Source organism: Enterobacter cloacae complex sp. I2 (assembly GCF_014896205.1).
GTDB lineage: Bacteria > Pseudomonadota > Gammaproteobacteria > Enterobacterales > Enterobacteriaceae > Enterobacter > Enterobacter quasihormaechei.
This window is the reverse complement of sequence record NZ_JADBRA010000009.1, coordinates 47,387-67,210: the sequence shown is the minus strand read 5'-3', so window position 1 is coordinate 67,210 and position 19,824 is coordinate 47,387. Positions and strand designations below refer to the sequence as shown.

The following is a 19,824-nucleotide window of genomic DNA, read 5'->3' as shown; positions in this document are numbered from 1 at the left end:
TTAACGTACCTTCAGCGTTGCCAGGCCAATCAGCACCAGCATCAGCGAAATAATCCAGAAGCGCACAATGACGCGCGGCTCCGGCCAGCCTTTCAGTTCATAGTGGTGGTGAATCGGTGCCATACGGAAGATGCGCTGACCGCGCAGCTTGAAGGAACCGACCTGCAAAATCACCGACAGGGTCTCAACCACAAACACACCGCCCATGATCACCAGCAGGAACTCCTGACGCAGCAGCACGGCGATAATGCCCAGCGCGCCGCCCAGCGCCAGCGAACCGACGTCGCCCATAAAGACCTGCGCCGGATAGGTGTTGAACCACAGGAAGCCGAGACCCGCCCCGACAATCGCCGTACAGACGATCACCAGCTCACCCGCGTGACGCAGGTACGGAATGTGCAGGTAGTTAGCAAAGTTCATGTTACCGGTCGCCCACGCTACCAGCGCGAAACCGCCGGCGACAAAAACGGTTGGCATGATGGCCAGGCCATCCAGACCATCGGTCAGGTTGACGGCGTTACCGGTGCCGACGATGACAAAATAGGCCAGCAGGATGTAGAACAGCCCCAGCTGCGGCATCACGTCTTTGAAGAACGGCACCACCAGCTCGGTGGCCGGGGTATCTTTACCCGCCAGGTACAGCGCGAACGCCACGCCCAGCGCAATCACCGACATCCAGAAATACTTCCAGCGGGCGATCAGGCCTTTGGTGTCTTTACGCACGACTTTGCGGTAGTCATCCACGAAGCCGATGATCCCGTAGCCAACCAGGACCGTCAGCACGCACCAGACGTACGGGTTAGACGGATAAGCCCACAGCAGAACGGACACCACAATGGCGGTCAGGATCATGATCCCACCCATGGTCGGCGTACCGCGCTTGCTGAAATGCGATTCCGGACCGTCGTTACGCACAACCTGGCCGAAAGAGAGTTTTTGCAGACGGGCAATCATACGCGGGCCCATCCACAGCGAGATGAACAGCGCAGTCAGCAGGCTGACGATGGCGCGAAACGTCAGATAGGAAAAGACGTTAAAGCCTGAATAATATTTGACCAAATGTTCGGCCAGCCAAACTAACATGTCCCGTTCTCCTGTAATGCGTGCACAACCTCTTCCATGGCGGCACTACGTGAACCTTTAACTAAAACAGTCACAATTTGTTTTTCTGCAATCAGCGCCTTCAGGCGTTCAATCAGTGCAGATTTATCGGCAAAATGTTCGCCAACTTCACTGGCATCAGAAATAGCCTTGCTCAGCGTGCCGGCGCTCAGTACGCGGTCAAGTCCTGCCGCTTTCGCCGCTTCGCCAACCTGAATATGGCAGGCTTCGCTTTCATCACCCAGCTCGGCCATATCGCCCACAACCATCACCCGATAGCCCGGCATTTCAGACAGTACCTGCACGGCCGCCGTCATGGAGCCGACGTTGGCGTTGTAGGAGTCATCCAGCAGCAGTTTGTTTTCAGCCAACTGAATCGGGAACAGACGTCCCGGCACGGCTTTTAAGTTTGCCAGACCTGCTTTGATCGCATCGTGTGAAGCACCTACCGCCATCGACAGCGCTGCCGCGGCAAGCGCATTGGCGATGTTATGACGACCCGGCAGCGGGAGCAGCACGTCAATGTCGCCCGTTGGGGTAGAGAGGGTGAACTCAGTACCGTGTGACGTCACATGAATGTTGGTCGCCGAAAAATCGCTGTTTGCCGCGTTTGGCGAGAAGCGCCAGGTCTTGCGTGAACCGATGATGTTCTGCCAGTTCAGCCAGTCGTTGTTATCGGCATTCATGATGGCGATGCCGTCATCCGGCAGGCCGGTATAGATTTCACCTTTCGCTTTCGCCACGCCTTGCAGCGAACCAAAACCTTCAAGATGTGCCGCCGCCAGGTTATTCACCAGCGCCGCTTCCGGACGCGTCAGGCTCACGGTCCAGGCGATTTCGCCCTGGTGGTTAGCCCCTAACTCAATCACCGCATATTCATGCTCTTTGCTCAGGCGCAGCAGCGTCATCGGCACGCCGATGTCGTTATTAAGGTTGCCCGCCGTGTAAAGCGTGTTGCCGCACTGGCTGAGGATGGCCGCCGTCATCTCCTTAACGGAGGTTTTTCCCGACGAGCCCGTCAGCGCCACTACGCGGGTCGGCACCTGCTGGCGAACCCATGCCGCCAGCTCGCCAAACGCCAGGCGCGTATCTTTCACCACAATCTGCGGCAGATCGATATCGAGCTTGCGGCTGACCAGCAGCGCGCCGGCGCCGTTATCTTTGGCCTGCTGTGCAAAATCGTGGGCGTCAAAACGTTCGCCCTTCAGCGCCACAAACAGGCAGCCCGCAGTCACTTTACGGGTGTCGGTGGTCACGGCCTCAATGGTCAGATCCTGACCATGCAATGCCCCCTGCAATACCGCAGCGGCCTGGCTTAAGGTAATGCTAATCATGCCACCACTCCCAGCAGACGCGCTGCCGTCACGCGGTCCGAGTAATCCAGACGACGATTGCCGACTATCTGATAATCTTCATGACCCTTACCGGCCAGCAGAACCACATCATTCTCCTGCGCCTGCATAATGGCGTTAGTCACGGCCTCCGCACGGCCTTCGACCACGCGCGCGCGGCCCGCATCCAGCATGCCGGCCAGAATGTCGTTGATAATGGCACGCGGCTCTTCGGTACGCGGGTTGTCATCGGTCACCACCGGAATATCCGCGAACTGCTCGGCAATCGCGCCCATCAGCGGTCGTTTGCCCTTGTCGCGATCGCCGCCGCAGCCAAATACGCACCAGAGCTTGCCTGCGCAGTGCAGACGCGCCGCTTCCAGCGCTTTTTCCAGCGCATCCGGCGTGTGGGCGTAATCCACCACCACCGTCGGCTTGCCCGGCGCGCTGAACACTTCCATTCGGCCACAAACCGGTTGCAGACGCTCAGCCGTTTTCAGTAGATCCGCCATCGGATACCCCAGCGCCAGCAGCGTCGCCAGCGCCAGCAGCAGGTTGCTGACGTTGAAGGCCCCCATCAGGCGGCTTTCAATCTCACCGTCGCCCCAGGTGGAAGCAAAGCGGATCGTCGCCCCGCTATCGTGGTAGTTCACCTCGACCGCCTTCAGCCAGCGGCCACGGCAGTTCGGGTTGATATGATCTTCCATCGACACCGCTACCGCATCCGGCAGTTTTTCCAGCCAGCGGCGACCGACTTCGTCGTCGGCGTTAATGATCGCCTGTCCGTGGTGGTGAGTGGAATAGAGCAGCCATTTCGCCGCTTCGTAGTGTTCCATATCACCGTGATAATCAAGGTGATCGCGGCTCAGGTTGGTGAAGACGGAGGCGGCAAATTTCAGCGCCGCCACGCGATGTTGTACCAGACCATGGGAAGAGACTTCCATCGCGGCAAAGGTCGCCCCCTGCTCTGCAAGGCCCGCCAGCACACGCTGCACGTCAACCGCCGAGCCGGTGGTGTTTTCCGTCGGGCTGACTTTGCCCAGAAGACCGTTCCCCACCGTGCCCATGACGGCGCCGGTTTCGCCCAGCAGCTGCGCCCACTGCGCCATCAGCTGGGTTGTGGTGGTTTTTCCGTTGGTTCCTGTCACGCCAACCAGCTTTAACTGGTCGGAAGGTTCGTGGTAAAAACGTCCTGCCAGCGCGGAGAGACGCTCATTCAGCTGGCTGAGATAGATGACCGGCACGCCGTGCATTTCACGGATCTCACCGTCTGTTGCCTCATCTTTAGCCTCTGCAATAACGGCAGCAACACCTTGCGCAATCGCCTGCGGGATATAACGACGCCCGTCCGCCTGATGACCTACCACTGCCACAAAAAGATCGCCAGCAGCCGCTACGCGGCTGTCCAGTACCATCTCTCGCAGTGCTCGCGCAGGTAGCATTGGCACCCACGGAGCAAGAAGGTCGCGCAAATTACGATCTGCCACCTGTTCCCTCGCCTTGATTAATTACAAATTCACTTTTTTCGCCCGTCGCCAGCGCATCCGGTTCTATGTTCATGGTGCGCAACACGCCGCCCATAATAGCCCCGAATACAGGCGCGGAGACGGCGCCGCCGTAGTACTTACCCGCCTGCGGATCGTTAATGACAACCACCAGCGCAAAACGCGGATTGCTTGCAGGCGCTACGCCTGCGGTATAGGCAATGTATTTGTTGATATAGCGGCCGTCCGGCCCCACTTTTTTAGCCGTACCGGTTTTAATGGCGATACGATAGCCCTTAATCGCGGCCTTCACGCCGCCACCGCCCGGCAGCGCAACGCTTTCCATCATATGCACAACGGTACGCACGATAGATTCAGGGAAAACACGCTCACCCGGAACCGGTGGATCAACTTTGGTGATCGACAGCGGGCGATAAATGCCATAGCTGCCAATCGTTGCGTAGACTCGCGCTAACTGTAACGGGGTTACCATTAGCCCGTAGCCGAAAGAGAAGGTGGCCCTCTCTATGTCAGACCACCGTTGTTTTTGAGGATATAAGCCACTGCGTTCTCCGACCAACCCCAAATTGGTCGCCTTTCCCAGCCCAAAACGTGAGTAAGTATCTACTAACGCTGAGGACGGCATCGCTAACGCCAGCTTTGACACACCGACGTTACTCGACTTCTGTAAGACCCCGGTCAGGGTCAGTTCGCTGTACCGCGCCACGTCTTTGATTTCGTGACCGTTAATTCGGTAAGGGATGGTATTCAGAACGGTATTTTCGTTGACGATGCCTCGCTGTAGAGCCGTCATCACCACCATCGGTTTTACGGTCGAGCCGGGTTCAAACACATCGGTGATTGAGCGGTTACGCATCGCATCTTTTGCTGTACCGGCAAAATTATTTGGGTTGTATGAGGGGCTACTGGCCATCGCCAGCACTTCACCTGTCGCAACATCCACCAGCACGGCACTGCCCGATTCCGCCTTGTTAAACGCCACGGCGTTGTTCAGCTCGCGGTAGACCAGCGCCTGCAAGCGCTCATCAATACTCAGAGCAAGATTGTGCGCGGCCTGGCTGTCTGTTGAGGAAATGTCTTCAATGACGCGGCCATAGCGGTCTTTACGTACGATTCGCTCGCCGGGCTGGCCGGTCAGCCATTTATCGAAGCTTTTTTCAACGCCCTCGATCCCCTGGCTGTCGACGTTAGTGAAGCCAATGAGGTGAGCGGTTACTTCGCCGGAAGGATAGTAGCGGCGGGATTCTTCACGAAGATGAATGCCCGGCAGCTTCAGCTTTTTAATATAGTCAGCCATATCAGGGTTTACCTGACGGGCCAGATAGATAAAGCGCCCTTTCGGGTTGGCATTCACGCGGGAAGCCAGCTGGTCCAGCGGCATTTTTAACGCGTCTGCGAGCGCCTTCCAGCGGTTATCCAGCGAGATCCCGCCGGCGTCGTGCAGTTCCTTCGGATCGGCCCAGATTGCCTTCACCGGCACGCTTACCGCCAGCGGACGGCCGGAGCGGTCGGTGATCATCCCACGAGAGGTAGAGACTTCCTGTACGCGCAGAGAACGCATATCACCCTGACGTACCAGCATGTCGGGGGCGATGATTTGCAGCCACGCCACGCGGCCCAGCAGGAAACCCAGCGCCAGTAAAATGCAGCCGCAAAGCAACGCAAAACGCCAACTGACAAAGTTGGCCTGTTCTTCCTGACGTTTTGGTTTTAGCGTTTTTGCCGCTGCTTTCATGCGTCGCGTTTTCCCTTATTTTTGTACTACGATATTTTCCTGCGAAGGATCAACATGCTGCAATTGCAGCTTTTCCGTTGCGATCCGTTCAACCCGGCTGTGATCGCCGAGCGCATTTTCTTCAAGGATCAGGTTTCGCCATTCAATATCCAGCGCATCGCGTTCCAGCACCATCTGCTCGCGCTGCGCAGTCAATAAACGGGTATGGTGCGCGGTAGTGACCACCATGATTGCCGTCACAATGATGCAAATGAACAAGCAGAGTGGCAGCTTCCCAAACCGCAAAAGATCGTCGCCGATCACGCCAGGCAAGGCATGGCGCTCGTTGCTTCCTAACGATCCCTTAACTTTGCTTAGGGTCTCTGTCACTCTGCCGATCATGCGTTCGTCCTCTCTGCAATGCGCAGCACTGAACTACGGGCACGTGGATTCTCTGCCACCTCTTTTTCGCCCGGCATCAACTTGCCTAATGCTCGCAACTGACGGCCGCCCAGTTTACTGAGTTGTTCTTCCGTCATCGGCAGCCCCGCTGGAACCTGTGGACCGCGGCTCTGTTCACGCATAAAACGCTTCACGATGCGATCTTCCAGCGAATGGAAGCTGATGATGGATAACCGCCCACCCGGGGCCAGCACGTCGAGCGAGCTTTTTAGCGCCAGCTCTATTTCCTCCAGTTCACTGTTTACCCAGATGCGAACCGCCTGGAAGGTACGGGTCGCAGGATGTTTGTGCTTATCCTTCACCGGCGTTGCCGCCGCGATGACTTCTGCCAGCTCTTTGGTGCGAGTCATAGGCTCAATACGGTTGCGCTCAACGATGGCGCGCGCGATACGTTTGCCAAAACGCTCTTCGCCGAAGGTTTTAATCACCCAGGCGATATCTGCTTCGTCGGCGGTTTGTAACCACTCGGCGGCAGACTGACCGCGGGTGGGGTCCATACGCATATCCAGCGGACCGTCGCGCATAAAGGAGAAGCCGCGTTCTGCATCATCAAGCTGAGGTGAAGAGACGCCAAGATCGAGGAGGATCCCGTCGATTTTGCCGGTCAGGCCGCGCTCGGCAACATAATCCGCAAGCGCAGAGAAAGGTCCATGCACGATGGAAAAGCGAGGATCATCGATGGTTTGCGCAACGGCAATCGCCTGCGGATCGCGGTCAATTGCCAGCAGGCGTCCTTCCGCTCCAAGCTGAGAGAGGATCAAACGCGAGTGACCACCACGACCAAAAGTGCCATCGATATAGATGCCGTCCGGACGAATATTCAGGCCGTTAACGGCCTCGTCCAGCAGCACCGTTGTATGTTTATAATTTTCCATCATATTTATAGTGACAAGTCCTGCAACCGTTCCGACAATGTTGCGGAATCAGATTGCTCAGCGTCGATATCTTCCTTGACCTGTTGATACCAGGTCGTTTCGTCCCACAGTTCAAACTTGTTGAACTGCCCGACCAGCATCACTTCTTTTGTCAGACCAGCATGTTGCCGCAACACCGGCGCAATCAATAATCGCCCAGCGCTATCCATCTGACATTCACTGGCATGACCCAATAACAGCCGCTGCACGCGGCGTTCCTGCGGGTTCATGCTCGACAGTCGCGACAGCTTTTGCTCAATGATTTCCCATTCAGGCAAAGGGTAAAGCAGCAGGCAGGGGGAGTTGATGTCAATGGTGCAAACCAGTTGACCCGAAGCGTTCTCAATCAGCTGGTCGCGGTATCGGGTTGGTACCGATAAACGCCCCTTGCTGTCGAGATTGACTAACGTTGCTCCACGGAACATGCCAGCCTCACCCCTCCTCACCACTTTAACCCACAAATTCCCACCTGAAGGAGTTTACGGAGCGAGGGAAAAGCTTGTCAAGCCAGGACTCTCTCTATACCGGGGCGAAAGCACCGTATTTACAGAGCAAGAGTGACCTGGCTAATAACTACACAACTGGCGAGGCAAAATTAACGTTATGAATATTTGTAAGAAAAAAACCGAATATGCACACGAGCGTTAAGACTCACTCAATATCATCGCAGGGAAATATAAAGTGTCAGTTTGCGACGCGGGCAGCATTTTAAGGCATATTGGCGGGTGATGACAGCCTCAGATGAGCGATAAGGCGATAAGGTGCCCTTCAGGTGCCGTAAGGTCTGGAGACGTTTTAAAAAATGGCTGAATATTTATCGGCTGGCGCCTGTTTGTAACAAAACAATACAAAGAAATTCTTTTATAGAGCAATAAAAGGTCTTTTATAAGCCAAAAAAGATTCAGAAAAATAGCGGGCTATCTTTCATAAGGAATAATCTTAATTTTTATCCGGATTTTAATTTACGTAATAAATGTACAGCTAGGGGGCAGTTTTCACTCCCCCGCTGAGATATTAATGACGGCTCAAAATTCCGCGCCGATAGAGATTACGTTTGATGCGCGTCAGCCCGGGTTTCGGCTTACGGGGTTCATCCAGGCTTGCAAGAACGATCTCCAGCACCCGCTCGGCGACGTCGCGGTGACGCTGGGCCACGGCCAGCACCGGACATTGCAGGAAGTCGAGCAGCTCATTATCGCCGAAGGTCGCAATCGCCAGATCGGATGGCAGCTTGCCATCGCGACGTAATGTGACGTCCATGACCCCCTGCAACAGGGCAAACGAGGTGGTAAACAGGGCCTGCGGCATGGGGTGCGTTTCCAGCCATTTCTCGAACAGCTGAGCAGCCGCTTCGCGCTCATAGCTGTTGGCATACAGATAGTGAACGTCACGCGGATCGTCTTTCCATGCGGTACGGAACCCTTGTTCACGCAGGAAGCTCACGGAGAGTTCAGGCAACGCGCCAAGATACAGTACCGTTTCAGCCGGGAAGGTACGCAGCTCGGCAGCCAGCATTTCTGCATCGTCCTGATCGGCACCCACAACGCTGGTGAAATGCTCACGGTCAAGCGCACGATCCAGCGCCACAATAGGGAACGGATCGTTCGCCCAGCGCTGATAGAAAGGATGCTCCGGTGGTAAAGAGGTCGACACGATGATGGCGTCAACCTGACGTTGCAGCAGATGCTCAATGCAACGCATTTCGTTGTCGGGCTGATCCTCGGAGCAGGCAATCAGCAGCTGATAGCCACGCTGGCGAGCCTGACGTTCCAGATAGTTGGCGATGCGGGTGTAGCTGGTGTTTTCCAGGTCCGGGATCACCAGGCCAATCGAGCGGGTGCGCCCGGCACGTAACCCTGCGGCGACAGCATTCGGATGGTAATTATGCTCACGAACGACTGCCATCACTTTCTCAACGGTCTTATCGCTGACACGATACTGCTTTGCTTTACCGTTAATCACATAGCTGGCCGTGGTTCTCGACACGCCGGCGAGCCGGGCGATTTCATCCAGTTTCACAATTGCCTCTCAAAAAAGAAAAAAGTCCATGGCCCTGTCAAGGTTATGGTTAAATATTTTAACATCTAAACGCAGAATAGCCTTCACGGCAACCGCTTTTGTCTGCGTTGTCGGCGGATTACGCAAAAAAAAGCCCGGCTTTGGCTACCGGGCTGAAAGAGGCGAACCTTTTGCGCTACTCACGCATGATTTTATCGCCGCGCGAGAGGCCAACAACGCCAGAGCGCGCAACTTCAACTATTTTTGCCACATCCCTGACAGACGCCAGGAATGCGTCCAGCTTATCGCTCGTTCCGGCAAGCTGCACAGTATATATAGAAGGCGTGACGTCGATGATCTGCCCACGGAAGATATCCGTGTTGCGTTTGACCTCTTCACGGCCGTAACCGCTGGCCTGGATTTTCACCAGCATCACTTCACGTTCAACGTAAGCCCCCTGCCCCAACTCGCTGACGCGCAACACGTCCACCAGCTTATGCAGCTGCTTTTCGATCTGCTCAAGCACTTTCGCATCGCCGACGGTCTGGATCGTCATGCGGGAGAGCGTGGGATCGTCGGTCGGTGCAACGGTCAGGCTTTCAATGTTGTAGCCACGCTGCGCAAAAAGCCCAATGACGCGCGACAGTGCGCCCGACTCATTTTCCAGTAATACAGATAATATCCGGCGCATATCAGGTTCTCTCCGTTTTGCTTAACCACATTTCATCCATACCACCGCCGCGAATATGCATCGGATAAACGTGTTCTGAGCCGTCAACGATCACGTCCATGAAGACGAGGCGATTGTTTTTAACGTGCGCAAGCGCTTCGCCGAGCTTCGCTTCCAGCTCTGACGGATCGGTTACCCGCATGCCAATATGGCCATAGGCTTCAGCCAGACGGACAAAATCCGGAAGTGACCTCATATAAGACTGAGAGTGACGGCCGGAATAAATCATATCCTGCCACTGCTTCACCATCCCGAGGTAACCGTTATTCAGGTTCAGCACCAGCACTGGCAGCTCATATTGCAGCGCGGTAGAAAGCTCCTGAATATTCATCTGAATACTGCCGTCACCCGTCACGCAGATGACCGTTTCGTTCGGCAGCGCCAGCTTCACTCCCAGCGCGGCGGGCAGGCCAAAGCCCATCGTGCCCAGCCCGCCTGAGTTGATCCAGCGACGCGGTTTATCAAACGGGTAATACAGCGCAGCGAACATCTGATGCTGGCCCACGTCAGACGTCACATACGCATCGCCGTTCGTCAGACGCCAGATCGTTTCGATCACCGCCTGCGGCTTGATGCTCTCACTGTGCGTGTCGTATTTAAGGCACTGACGGCTCCGCCATAGCTCGATTTGCTGCCACCAGTCGCGGATCTCGTCCAGCGGTTGAGACGCGGATTCCTGCGCCAGCAGATCTAACATCTGCTCCAGCACCTGACGGGCGTCACCCACGATCGGTACATCCGCCGGCACCGTTTTAGAGATAGAGGTAGGATCGATATCAATATGCAGCACTGTCGCATTCGGACAGTATTTCGCCAGGTTATTGGTGGTGCGATCGTCAAAACGCACGCCGACGGCAAAAATCACGTCAGCGTTGTGCATTGTCATATTGGCTTCATAGGTGCCATGCATACCCAGCATGCCCAGCGCCTGACGGTGGGTAGCCGGGAATGCCCCCAGCCCCATCAGCGATGACGCGACAGGAAGATTAAGCTTCTCGATCAGTTCGCGTAACTGCGTTTCACAGGCCGCATTGACGGCGCCGCCGCCCACATAGACTACCGGCTTTTTCGCAGCCAGCAGCGTTTGCAGCGCACGCTTAATCTGTCCTTTGTGCCCTTGCGTCGTTGGATTATACGAACGCATGCTCACCGACTCAGGCCACAGGTAAGGCAGTTTATTTGCCGGGTTGAGAATATCTTTTGGCAGATCGACGACCACGGGCCCGGGACGACCGCTGGCGGCCAGCCAGAAGGCTTTTTTCAGTACGCCCGGGATGTCTTCAGTTTGCTTAACCAGAAAGCTGTGCTTCACCACGGGGCGTGAGATCCCCACCATGTCGCACTCCTGAAACGCATCATAGCCAATCAGTGACGTCGCCACCTGTCCGGAAAGAATGACCAGCGGAATGGAATCCATATACGCCGTCGCGATGCCGGTAATGGCATTGGTCGCCCCCGGCCCGGAAGTGACCAGCACAACACCCACTTCGCCCGTGGCGCGGGCCAGACCGTCAGCCATATGCACAGCGGCCTGCTCATGACGAACCAGAACATGATCGATACCGCCTACCGTGTGCAGCGCGTCATAGATATCGAGAACTGCGCCTCCAGGATAGCCGAACACCTGCTTCACGCCCTGATCGATAAGCGATCGGACGACCATTTCCGCGCCAGACAACATCTCCATGCTTTGCCTCCAGGCTTTTGTTATAGACGGTCTACAGAATTCATTTCCGCGCCGTCTTCTGACAGGGTTAACCCATCTTATAATTTGCAGAGTGATTGCTACCTTAACCGCTCGTTATGAGGCAGGCAATTAGCAAACCGGTGGCGGTAACGGGTAAGAAAAGCAGAATAAACAGGTATCAGATACGAATATGGTGTATTCGTCTGGAATGCGTGGAGACAATAATAATTCATCTCTTAAAAAGAGGAGGGATCAGGAAATCATCTATTTTTGAGCATGTCTGAGTGAGTGAAAAAAATGAAAGCAGAACAAAATTTTGCCCGCATGAAAAATCACAGAATAAACCGCACGGTGCCATGCGGTTTATTCACCCGAACTTAGCGACGACAAATAGCGATCAGCAGCTCTTCCATCCACTGATGCCCTTTATCCCGACCCGCGGCTTCATGCCATGAAAGGTAACAGGTACGGCTATTAAGCTTGAGCGGCAGAGGTAAAATTTGCAGGTCCAGCGAATCGGAGAACTCTTCAGCTAGCCAGCGCGGTGCGATGGCGACTAAATGGGTCTGAGAAACGACGTTTAATACGCTGACCATGGCCATCCCCTGATAGGCCACGCTGGCTTGTTTATCGGCAGTGTCATACCACGGCTGACTGAATGAGGCATATCGGTCAAGCGCAACAACGGCGTGCTGCTCGCTGTAAACATCGCTTTCACGCAGCGGCGAATTCATACGGGGATGTTTTTTACTGGCAACTAATACCATTTCATCTTTGAACAATGGAACGCAGGCAAATTCTGGACGGCGGAACTCTTCATAGCCCAGAACAAACTCTGTTTCCTGATAACGAAGCTGGTGTTCAGTGTTTTGATTTAATGATGATTTAAAAACGAGGTGAATATTTGGGGCGATCTGTTCAACTTTATTATATATAACAGACGTCAAATAATTGTCTAACGGACTGCAAACACAGAGATGGAAAACTCGCTCACTGCTTAAGGGTTCAAAGCCCGAACCGGGAAGCTCATTTTGAACCAGCTGTAGCGCCTGACGAATCGAACCGAATAGCTGGAATGCACGCGCCGTGGGCTGTATCCCCCGTCCATAACGTACAAATAACTCGTCGTTAAACATCACCTTAAGTCTGGCTACGGCATTACTCACGGCAGGTTGAGACATTCCCAGAGATTGCGCTGCTCGTGTAATATTCTGCTCCTGCATCACTGCATCAAATACCGTTAACAAGTTAAGATCCACTGTGCGTAACTGAGGCTTAACCCCATCATAAGACTGTGGTTGGTTAATATTATTTTCTGGCATTTCTGACTCCACCGTCACGCTAAATTCCCTTTGCCAAAGTACAGTAATAATTTCGAAAAATATGATTTACCATGCATATACAACAAGCGAAAGAGAATTATTTAAAATTCGGAATATATAAAGAGCCCTCTTTTCTGGCGTGGCATTATGCCGCCCAAAAACGAAGCGCTAAAAACGTTCAAATGATATCTTAAACTTTAATGCAGGCATGAAACCATAAACCAGACAAATACACAATCACCGCCCTCGTGAATAACGACTTAAGTATTATTAAACTATTAATGGCATAGGCCGCGTTTTCATTAACAAACTGATATCAATATTGATCATTTACTCACCCGCAACTCATTCACGCCACTTATAAATCAACAAGATGAAACAGATTTCTTTTCACAGCATGTCGGTAAAAATACTGTGTTCAATTGCTACCAATTATATTCAAATTATTCCAGAGATGAATCTTCAGTCCAATAATAGACAATAAAGTCGGTTAGCCATGCCAAAACCAGCACAATTAGCTAACGTACTTACCCTGTACTGAATAGCCGTTTTGCCTGTGAGGGGTTGACATGCGTCAGCGTATCCAGTACCACTAAAAGCATAACGCATTCACCTGGAGCACGATTCATGATTCGCACCCTTCGTTTCACCGGTCTACTACTACTAAACGCATCCACTGTGCGCGGTAGACTGGCGGGCGAAATTCAGCGTTGAATCGTCTTCAGTAAAACTAAAAACCCGCGCCACTGCGCGGGTTTTTTTATGCTCGTAGCAAGGCGCCCTAAGACTGACAAGGACCTAACCCATGAGCCAGCAAGTCGTTATTTTCGATACTACTTTACGTGACGGTGAACAGGCATTACAGGCGAGCCTGAGTGTTAAAGAGAAACTGCAAATTGCGCTGGCCCTGGAACGCATGGGTGTAGACGTAATGGAGGTCGGTTTTCCTGTCTCCTCGCCGGGTGATTTTGAGTCAGTGCAGACCATCGCCCGCACCATCAAAAACAGCCGCGTGTGCGGTCTGGCGCGCTGCGTTGAGAAAGATATCGATGTGGCCGCGGAATCCCTGAAAGTTGCAGAAGCCTTCCGTATCCATACGTTCATTGCCACCTCACCTATGCACATTGCGACCAAGTTGCGCAGTACGCTGGATGACGTGATCGAACGCGCGGTTTATATGGTCAAACGCGCGCGTAACTACACTGATGACGTTGAATTTTCCTGTGAAGATGCTGGCCGCACGCCGATTGACGATCTGGCCCGCGTAGTCGAAGCCGCCATCAATGCTGGTGCCAGAACCATCAACATCCCGGACACCGTCGGCTACACCATGCCGTTTGAGTTCGCCAACATCATTACCGGCCTGTACGACCGCGTGCCAAATATTGATAAAGCCATCATCTCCGTGCACACCCACGATGATTTGGGCCTGGCGGTGGGTAATGCCATCGCCGCCGTCCACGCCGGTGCGCGTCAGGTTGAAGGCGCAATGAACGGCATTGGGGAACGTGCCGGCAACTGCTCGCTGGAAGAAGTGATCATGGCGATCAAGGTGCGCAAAGACATTATGAACGTGCATACCCGCATTAATCACAACGAAATCTGGCGCACCAGCCAGACCGTGAGCCAGATTTGCAACATGCCGATCCCGGCCAACAAGGCGATTGTTGGAACCGGCGCGTTCGCCCACTCCTCCGGTATTCACCAGGACGGCGTGCTGAAGAACCGTGAAAACTACGAAATCATGACCCCGGAATCCATCGGTCTGAACCAGGTTCAGCTGAACCTGACCTCACGCTCTGGCCGCGCGGCGGTGAAACACCGTATGGAAGAAATGGGCTATCAGGACAGCGATTACAACATGGATCAGCTGTACGACGCCTTCCTGAAGCTGGCCGACAAGAAAGGCCAGGTATTCGATTACGACCTGGAAGCGCTGGCATTCATCAACAAACAGCAGGAAGAGCCAGAGCATTTCCGTCTGGACTACTTCAACGTGCAGTCAGGCTCAAGCGATATCGCTACCGCCTCCGTCAAGCTGGCCTGCGGCGAGGAAATTAAAGCGGAAGCCGCCAACGGTAACGGCCCTGTGGATGCCATTTACCAGGCGATTAACCGCGTTACCGAGTACGACGTAGAGCTGGTGAAATACGACCTGACGGCAAAAGGGCACGGCAAAGACGCCCTGGGTCAGGTTGATATCGTCGTCAACTACAACGGTCGCCGCTTCCACGGTGTGGGTCTGGCGACAGATATTGTCGAATCCTCCGCAAAAGCGATGGTGCATGTCCTGAACAACATCTGGCGCGCCGCTGAAGTCGAAAAAGAGTTGCAACGCAAAGCTCAGAATAAAGAGAACAACAAGGAAACCGTGTGATGTCGAAGAATTACCATATTGCCGTGTTGCCGGGTGACGGTATTGGCCCGGAAGTGATGGCACAGGCGCTGAAAGTACTGGAAGCCGTTCGCTCGCGTTTTGCGATGAAAATTACCACCAGCCACTACGATGTGGGCGGTATTGCGATTGATAACCACGGTACGCCACTGCCAAATGCAACGGTGGAAGGCTGTGAAAATGCCGATGCCGTGCTGTTTGGCTCCGTGGGCGGCCCGAAGTGGGAACACCTGCCGCCGGCCGGGCAGCCTGAGCGCGGCGCGCTGCTGCCGCTGCGTAAACATTTCAAGCTGTTCAGCAATCTGCGTCCGGCGAAGCTGTACCCGGGGCTGGAAGAGTTTTGTCCGCTGCGTGCGGATATCGCGGCCAACGGTTTCGACATCCTGTGCGTGCGTGAGCTGACCGGTGGCATCTACTTCGGTCAGCCAAAAGGCCGCGAAGGCAGCGGTCAGCATGAAAAAGCGTTTGATACCGAGGTCTATCACCGTTTTGAAATTGAACGTATTGCCCATATCGCCTTTGAGTCGGCGCGCAAACGCCGCCGCAAGGTGACCTCCATTGATAAAGCGAACGTACTCCAGTCGTCTATTTTGTGGCGCGAAATCGTCAGCGAAGTGGCTAAGCAGTACCCGGACGTTGAGCTGTCGCACATGTACATCGATAACGCGACGATGCAGCTGATCAAGGACCCGTCACAGTTTGACGTCCTGCTGTGTTCCAACCTGTTCGGCGATATTCTCTCGGACGAGTGCGCAATGATTACCGGCTCGATGGGCATGCTGCCTTCTGCCAGCCTGAACGAAGAAGGCTTTGGCCTGTACGAGCCGGCGGGCGGCTCCGCGCCGGATATCGCAGGCAAAAACATTGCCAACCCGATTGCGCAAATTCTTTCGCTGGCCCTGCTGCTGCGCTACAGCCTAGATGCAGGCGATGCAGCAACCGCAATTGAAAACGCCATTAACCGTGCGTTAGAAGAAGGCGTCCGTACCGGTGATTTAGCACGCGGCACGGCGGCAGTCAGTACCGATGAAATGGGCGACATCATTGCCCGCTATGTCGCTGAAGGGGTGTAATCATGGCTAAAACGTTATATGAGAAGTTGTTTGATGCGCACGTTGTCCACGAGGCGCCAGACGAAACCCCGCTGCTGTACATTGACCGCCATCTGGTGCACGAAGTGACCTCCCCTCAGGCCTTCGACGGACTGCGTGCGCACAAGCGCCCGGTGCGTCAGCCGGGTAAAACCTTCGCCACGATGGATCACAACGTCTCCACCCAGACCAAAGACATTAATGCTTCCGGCGAGATGGCGCGCATCCAGATGCAGGAGCTGATCAAGAACTGCAACGAATTTGGCGTGGAGCTGTACGATCTGAACCACCCGTATCAGGGGATCGTCCACGTGATGGGACCTGAGCAGGGTATTACGCTGCCGGGCATGACCATCGTCTGCGGTGACTCCCATACCGCGACGCACGGCGCGTTTGGCGCGCTGGCGTTCGGGATTGGCACCTCTGAAGTTGAACACGTTCTGGCAACGCAGACCCTGAAACAGGGCCGCGCCAAAACCATGAAGATTGAGGTGAAGGGCAAAGCCGCACCGGGTATCACCGCGAAAGATATCGTGCTGGCGATTATCGGCAAAACCGGCAGCGCAGGCGGCACCGGTCACGTGGTTGAATTCTGCGGTGACGCTATCCAGGCGCTGAGCATGGAAGGTCGTATGACCTTGTGCAATATGGCCATTGAGATGGGTGCCAAGGCAGGGCTGGTCGCACCAGACGAAACCACCTTCAACTATGTGAAGGGGCGTCTGCATGCCCCGAAAGCACAGGATTTTGACGACGCGGTCGCGTACTGGAAAACCCTGAAAACGGATGAGGGGGCAGTTTTTGATACCGTGGTGACGTTGCAGGCGGAAGAGATCGCCCCCCAGGTCACCTGGGGCACCAATCCGGGCCAGGTCATCTCCGTCAACGACAGCATTCCTGACCCGGCTTCCTTCGCCGATCCGGTCGAACGCGCCAGTGCGGAAAAAGCGCTGGCCTATATGGGGCTGAAACCCGGCGTACCGCTGACTGACGTGAGCATTGATAAGGTGTTCATCGGCTCCTGCACCAACTCCCGTATCGAAGATTTACGCGCGGCGGCTGAGATTGCTAAAGGCCGCAAAGTGGCGCCCGGTGTGCAGGCGCTGGTTGTGCCGGGTTCCGGTCCGGTGAAAGCCCAGGCGGAAGCGGAAGGTCTGGATAAGATCTTTATCGACGCGGGCTTCGAGTGGCGCCTGCCGGGCTGCTCCATGTGTCTGGCGATGAACAACGACCGCCTGAATCCGGGCGAGCGTTGCGCATCCACCAGCAACCGTAACTTTGAAGGCCGTCAGGGCCGGGGTGGACGCACCCACCTTGTCAGCCCGGCAATGGCCGCCGCCGCGGCAGTCACCGGTCATTTCGCCGATATTCGCAGCCTGAAATAAGGAGACAATCATGGCAGAGAAATTTACCCAACATACGGGCCGTGTTGTCCCGCTGGACGCCGCGAACGTTGATACGGATGCGATCATTCCTAAGCAGTTTTTGCAGAAAGTGACGCGCACGGGCTTTGGCGCGCACCTGTTCAACGACTGGCGTTTCCTCGATGACAAAGGCGAAGTGCCCAACCCGGAGTTCGTCCTGAACTTTCCGGAATACAAAGGCGCGTCGATTCTGCTGGCGCGGGAAAACTTTGGCTGCGGATCGTCGCGTGAACACGCGCCCTGGGCGCTGACCGACTACGGCTTTAAGGTGGTTATCGCCCCGAGCTTTGCGGATATCTTCTACGGCAACAGCTTCAACAACCAGCTGCTGCCGGTGACGCTTAGCGACGAGCAGGTCGATGAACTGTTTGCGCTGGTACAGGCGAATCCGGGGATTTCGTTTGAGGTGGATCTGGAAGCGGAAGTGGTGAAAGCCGGGGATAAAACCTACAGCTTCAGCATTGACGCGTTCCGTCGCCACTGCATGCTGAACGGTCTGGACAGCATTGGCCTGACGCTGCAACACGAAGAGGCTATCTCCGCCTACGAGAAAAAACAGCCTGCGTTTATGGGGTAGAAGCAATGGCCCGCAGGGCGCGGGCCATTGATAAGGGTGCGTTGAGGCAAGTACGTTTTGTCATTCCAGCCTCCTTATTGCTTTTCGGCAATGAAGAGACTAACCTCGCAATGTTGGTTGTGAAGTTGGTCTCCCCATCAGTTTTTTGATGTGGGACTCTCCACTGTTTGCCTCTTGCGAAAGCCTGAGGCAAACAGCCTCAAGCACCCGTCACGCACTCTATGCGCCTTCTTTGCACCTGTCAGAAAATCGTTTCATTTCGTGAAGCCGCCTTCCAGAATCAAATGTCTTTAACCCGGCACGTCAACACCAGCGTGACAATCGAAATCGCCGCAATCACCCAGTATACGGATGCATGGCCATAGCTTTGCGCCAGCGCACCCTGAATTACACCCGCCAGGATCACGCCGGTCGAAATACTGTTGGTAAACAGCGTGGTCGCCGAGCCAGCGCGTCCAGGCATTAAATCCTGGAACCAGAGCATGCCTATCCCGGCGACAATCCCGATAAACACGGCATTAAACAGTTGCAGCGCCAGCAGCGCGTCGTGCGAGTGGAAGAAGATCAGCCCGATATAGAACATCACCCCGGCGGCAACCGCCACCACCATCATTTTGCGTTTTCCGAAGCGCTTGACGTAATATCCCGCCAGAATCATTGCCGGAATTTCCAGCCCGGCAGCGGTACCCATTAAGATCCCCGCAAGCTTGTCCGGCAGCCCCAGATCGCTGCTGATCCACAGCGGCATGTCGATGATGTACATGGTGTTGCAGGTCCACATCAGCGTGGAGGCGATAAACAACATGCGAACGTTTTTATCCTGCCAGCCGCTTACCTGCGTGATGGGTTTGTCCGACGCCTGCTCCACGCGCGCCACCGACGGCAGCGCAAAGGCAATCAGCGCCAGGCTGATGGCAAAAATCCCCGCGGCGATGGAGAACATGGCGGTGAAACCGTAGTTCAGCGCCAGCATGAACGCCAGCGGAGGGCCGATGACCCACGCGAGAGAGAGCTGGGCACGCATCACCGAGCTGAACATCACCACTTCCCGCGCCGAGTTATCGGCGTACTCCCGGGCCAGAGCGAACAGCTGCGGCATGGCGGTGTTTGCCAGAGAAGCCAGCAGCACGCCGCAGGTGATGAGGGTCAGGTAATGGCGGTTGAAGGCAAACAGCAGCGCGTTGCCCACGGCCATGGCGCAGCAAAAGAGGATCAGTTTGCGGCGATCGCCCTGGCTGTCGGATCGTTTCGCCAGCCACAGGCTGACGAGGATCCCGGCAATGGCGTTGACGGTATAGAACAGACCCACCCAAAATGGCTGCGCCCCCACCTCACGGCTGAGAAACAGGCTCAGCGTCGGTGCCTGTAGCGCACCGGCCACGCCCATCATGAAGGCCACCAGCATAAAAGCGGCGTACACGCCGTTCAGGCGTCGCCCCATCGTCATCAACCAGAGCATGCGCAAGTCCTTGTGAAAGCGAATCGAATTTGGGTGAAATAGTAAACGAAAAAAGCCAGCAAAAACATTTTGCTGGCGGGTGATTAGCACCAATACTCAGTCACACATGATCGA

Annotated in this window: 17 protein-coding genes; 5 read left to right on the top strand and 12 right to left on the bottom strand. The window is 55.0% G+C overall.

Going from position 1 to position 19,824, the window contains the following annotated elements:
• The 11 genes from mraY to leuO all read right to left on the bottom strand — a co-directional run bounded on the left by mraY (nt 1) and on the right by leuO (nt 12,764).
• On the bottom strand, nt 1-1,083 hold the full coding sequence (gene mraY / locus IM300_RS09685) for a phospho-N-acetylmuramoyl-pentapeptide-transferase (RefSeq protein WP_003856353.1): 1,083 nt from the start codon (nt 1,081-1,083) through the stop codon (nt 1-3).
• Nucleotides 1,077-2,435, bottom strand: a complete 1,359-nt coding sequence (gene murF / locus IM300_RS09680; RefSeq protein WP_112791986.1) for a UDP-N-acetylmuramoyl-tripeptide--D-alanyl-D-alanine ligase — start codon at nt 2,433-2,435, stop codon at nt 1,077-1,079. The genes mraY and murF overlap by 7 nt, the downstream gene beginning before the upstream one ends.
• Entirely contained in the window at nt 2,432-3,919 is a 1,488-nt protein-coding gene (murE, locus tag IM300_RS09675) for a UDP-N-acetylmuramoyl-L-alanyl-D-glutamate--2,6-diaminopimelate ligase (RefSeq protein ID WP_193033801.1), read from the bottom strand. Before murE ends, murF begins: the two co-directional genes overlap by 4 nt.
• Nucleotides 3,906-5,672 carry a peptidoglycan glycosyltransferase FtsI gene (gene ftsI / locus IM300_RS09670; RefSeq protein ID WP_063450661.1) on the bottom strand — a complete coding sequence of 589 codons (1,767 nt, stop codon included), beginning with the start codon at nt 5,670-5,672 and terminating at the stop codon, nt 3,906-3,908. The genes murE and ftsI overlap by 14 nt, the downstream gene beginning before the upstream one ends.
• 15 nt (nt 5,673-5,687) lie before the next feature.
• Entirely contained in the window at nt 5,688-6,053 is a 366-nt protein-coding gene (gene ftsL, locus IM300_RS09665) for a cell division protein FtsL (RefSeq protein ID WP_063450662.1), read from the bottom strand.
• Complete coding sequence (gene rsmH, locus IM300_RS09660; protein WP_193036307.1) at nt 6,050-6,991, bottom strand: 16S rRNA (cytosine(1402)-N(4))-methyltransferase RsmH; 942 nt, start codon at nt 6,989-6,991, stop codon at nt 6,050-6,052. The genes ftsL and rsmH overlap by 4 nt, the downstream gene beginning before the upstream one ends.
• A 2-nt stretch (nt 6,992-6,993) precedes the next feature.
• Entirely contained in the window at nt 6,994-7,452 is a 459-nt protein-coding gene (gene mraZ, locus IM300_RS09655; RefSeq protein WP_014830641.1) for a division/cell wall cluster transcriptional repressor MraZ, read from the bottom strand.
• A gap of 589 nt (nt 7,453-8,041) precedes the next feature.
• The gene (gene cra / locus IM300_RS09650) at nt 8,042-9,046 is read right to left on the bottom strand and encodes a catabolite repressor/activator (protein WP_003856369.1); all 1,005 of its coding nucleotides are present in this window, start codon (nt 9,044-9,046) and stop codon (nt 8,042-8,044) included.
• 175 nt (nt 9,047-9,221) lie between these two features.
• Nucleotides 9,222-9,716 (bottom strand): acetolactate synthase small subunit, encoded by a 495-nt coding sequence (gene ilvN, locus IM300_RS09645; protein WP_001252742.1) that lies wholly within the window; start codon nt 9,714-9,716, stop codon nt 9,222-9,224.
• 1 nt (nt 9,717) lies between these two features.
• Nucleotides 9,718-11,442: an acetolactate synthase 3 large subunit gene (gene ilvI / locus IM300_RS09640; RefSeq protein ID WP_193036305.1), complete on the bottom strand. Its 1,725-nt coding sequence runs from the start codon at nt 11,440-11,442 to the stop codon at nt 9,718-9,720.
• A gap of 377 nt (nt 11,443-11,819) precedes the next feature.
• On the bottom strand, nt 11,820-12,764 hold the full coding sequence (leuO, locus tag IM300_RS09635; RefSeq protein ID WP_063867450.1) for a transcriptional regulator LeuO: 945 nt from the start codon (nt 12,762-12,764) through the stop codon (nt 11,820-11,822).
• Nucleotides 12,765-13,391: 627 nt separating this feature from the next.
• Here leuO and leuL point away from each other — a divergent pair.
• The 5 genes from leuL (at nt 13,392) to leuD (ending at nt 18,251) form a co-directional block, all read left to right on the top strand.
• Entirely contained in the window at nt 13,392-13,478 is an 87-nt protein-coding gene (gene leuL, locus IM300_RS22810) for a leu operon leader peptide (protein ID WP_057979999.1), read from the top strand.
• A 91-nt stretch (nt 13,479-13,569) separates the two neighbouring features.
• Nucleotides 13,570-15,141, top strand: coding sequence for a 2-isopropylmalate synthase (gene leuA / locus IM300_RS09625; protein ID WP_063867449.1), 1,572 nt, complete (start codon nt 13,570-13,572; stop codon nt 15,139-15,141).
• Nucleotides 15,141-16,232, top strand: coding sequence for a 3-isopropylmalate dehydrogenase (gene leuB / locus IM300_RS09620; protein ID WP_063450669.1), 1,092 nt, complete (start codon nt 15,141-15,143; stop codon nt 16,230-16,232). The genes leuA and leuB overlap by 1 nt, the downstream gene beginning before the upstream one ends.
• 2 nt (nt 16,233-16,234) lie before the next feature.
• Nucleotides 16,235-17,635 (top strand): 3-isopropylmalate dehydratase large subunit, encoded by a 1,401-nt coding sequence (gene leuC / locus IM300_RS09615; RefSeq protein ID WP_063450670.1) that lies wholly within the window; start codon nt 16,235-16,237, stop codon nt 17,633-17,635.
• A 10-nt stretch (nt 17,636-17,645) separates the two neighbouring features.
• Complete coding sequence (leuD, locus tag IM300_RS09610; protein ID WP_045141617.1) at nt 17,646-18,251, top strand: 3-isopropylmalate dehydratase small subunit; 606 nt, start codon at nt 17,646-17,648, stop codon at nt 18,249-18,251.
• Between the two features lie 280 nt (nt 18,252-18,531).
• On the opposite strand, the gene IM300_RS09605 is transcribed toward leuD, so the two are convergent.
• Nucleotides 18,532-19,710 carry a sugar efflux transporter gene (locus tag IM300_RS09605; RefSeq protein ID WP_193036303.1) on the bottom strand — a complete coding sequence of 393 codons (1,179 nt, stop codon included), beginning with the start codon at nt 19,708-19,710 and terminating at the stop codon, nt 18,532-18,534.
• Nucleotides 19,711-19,824 lie beyond the last annotated feature (114 nt).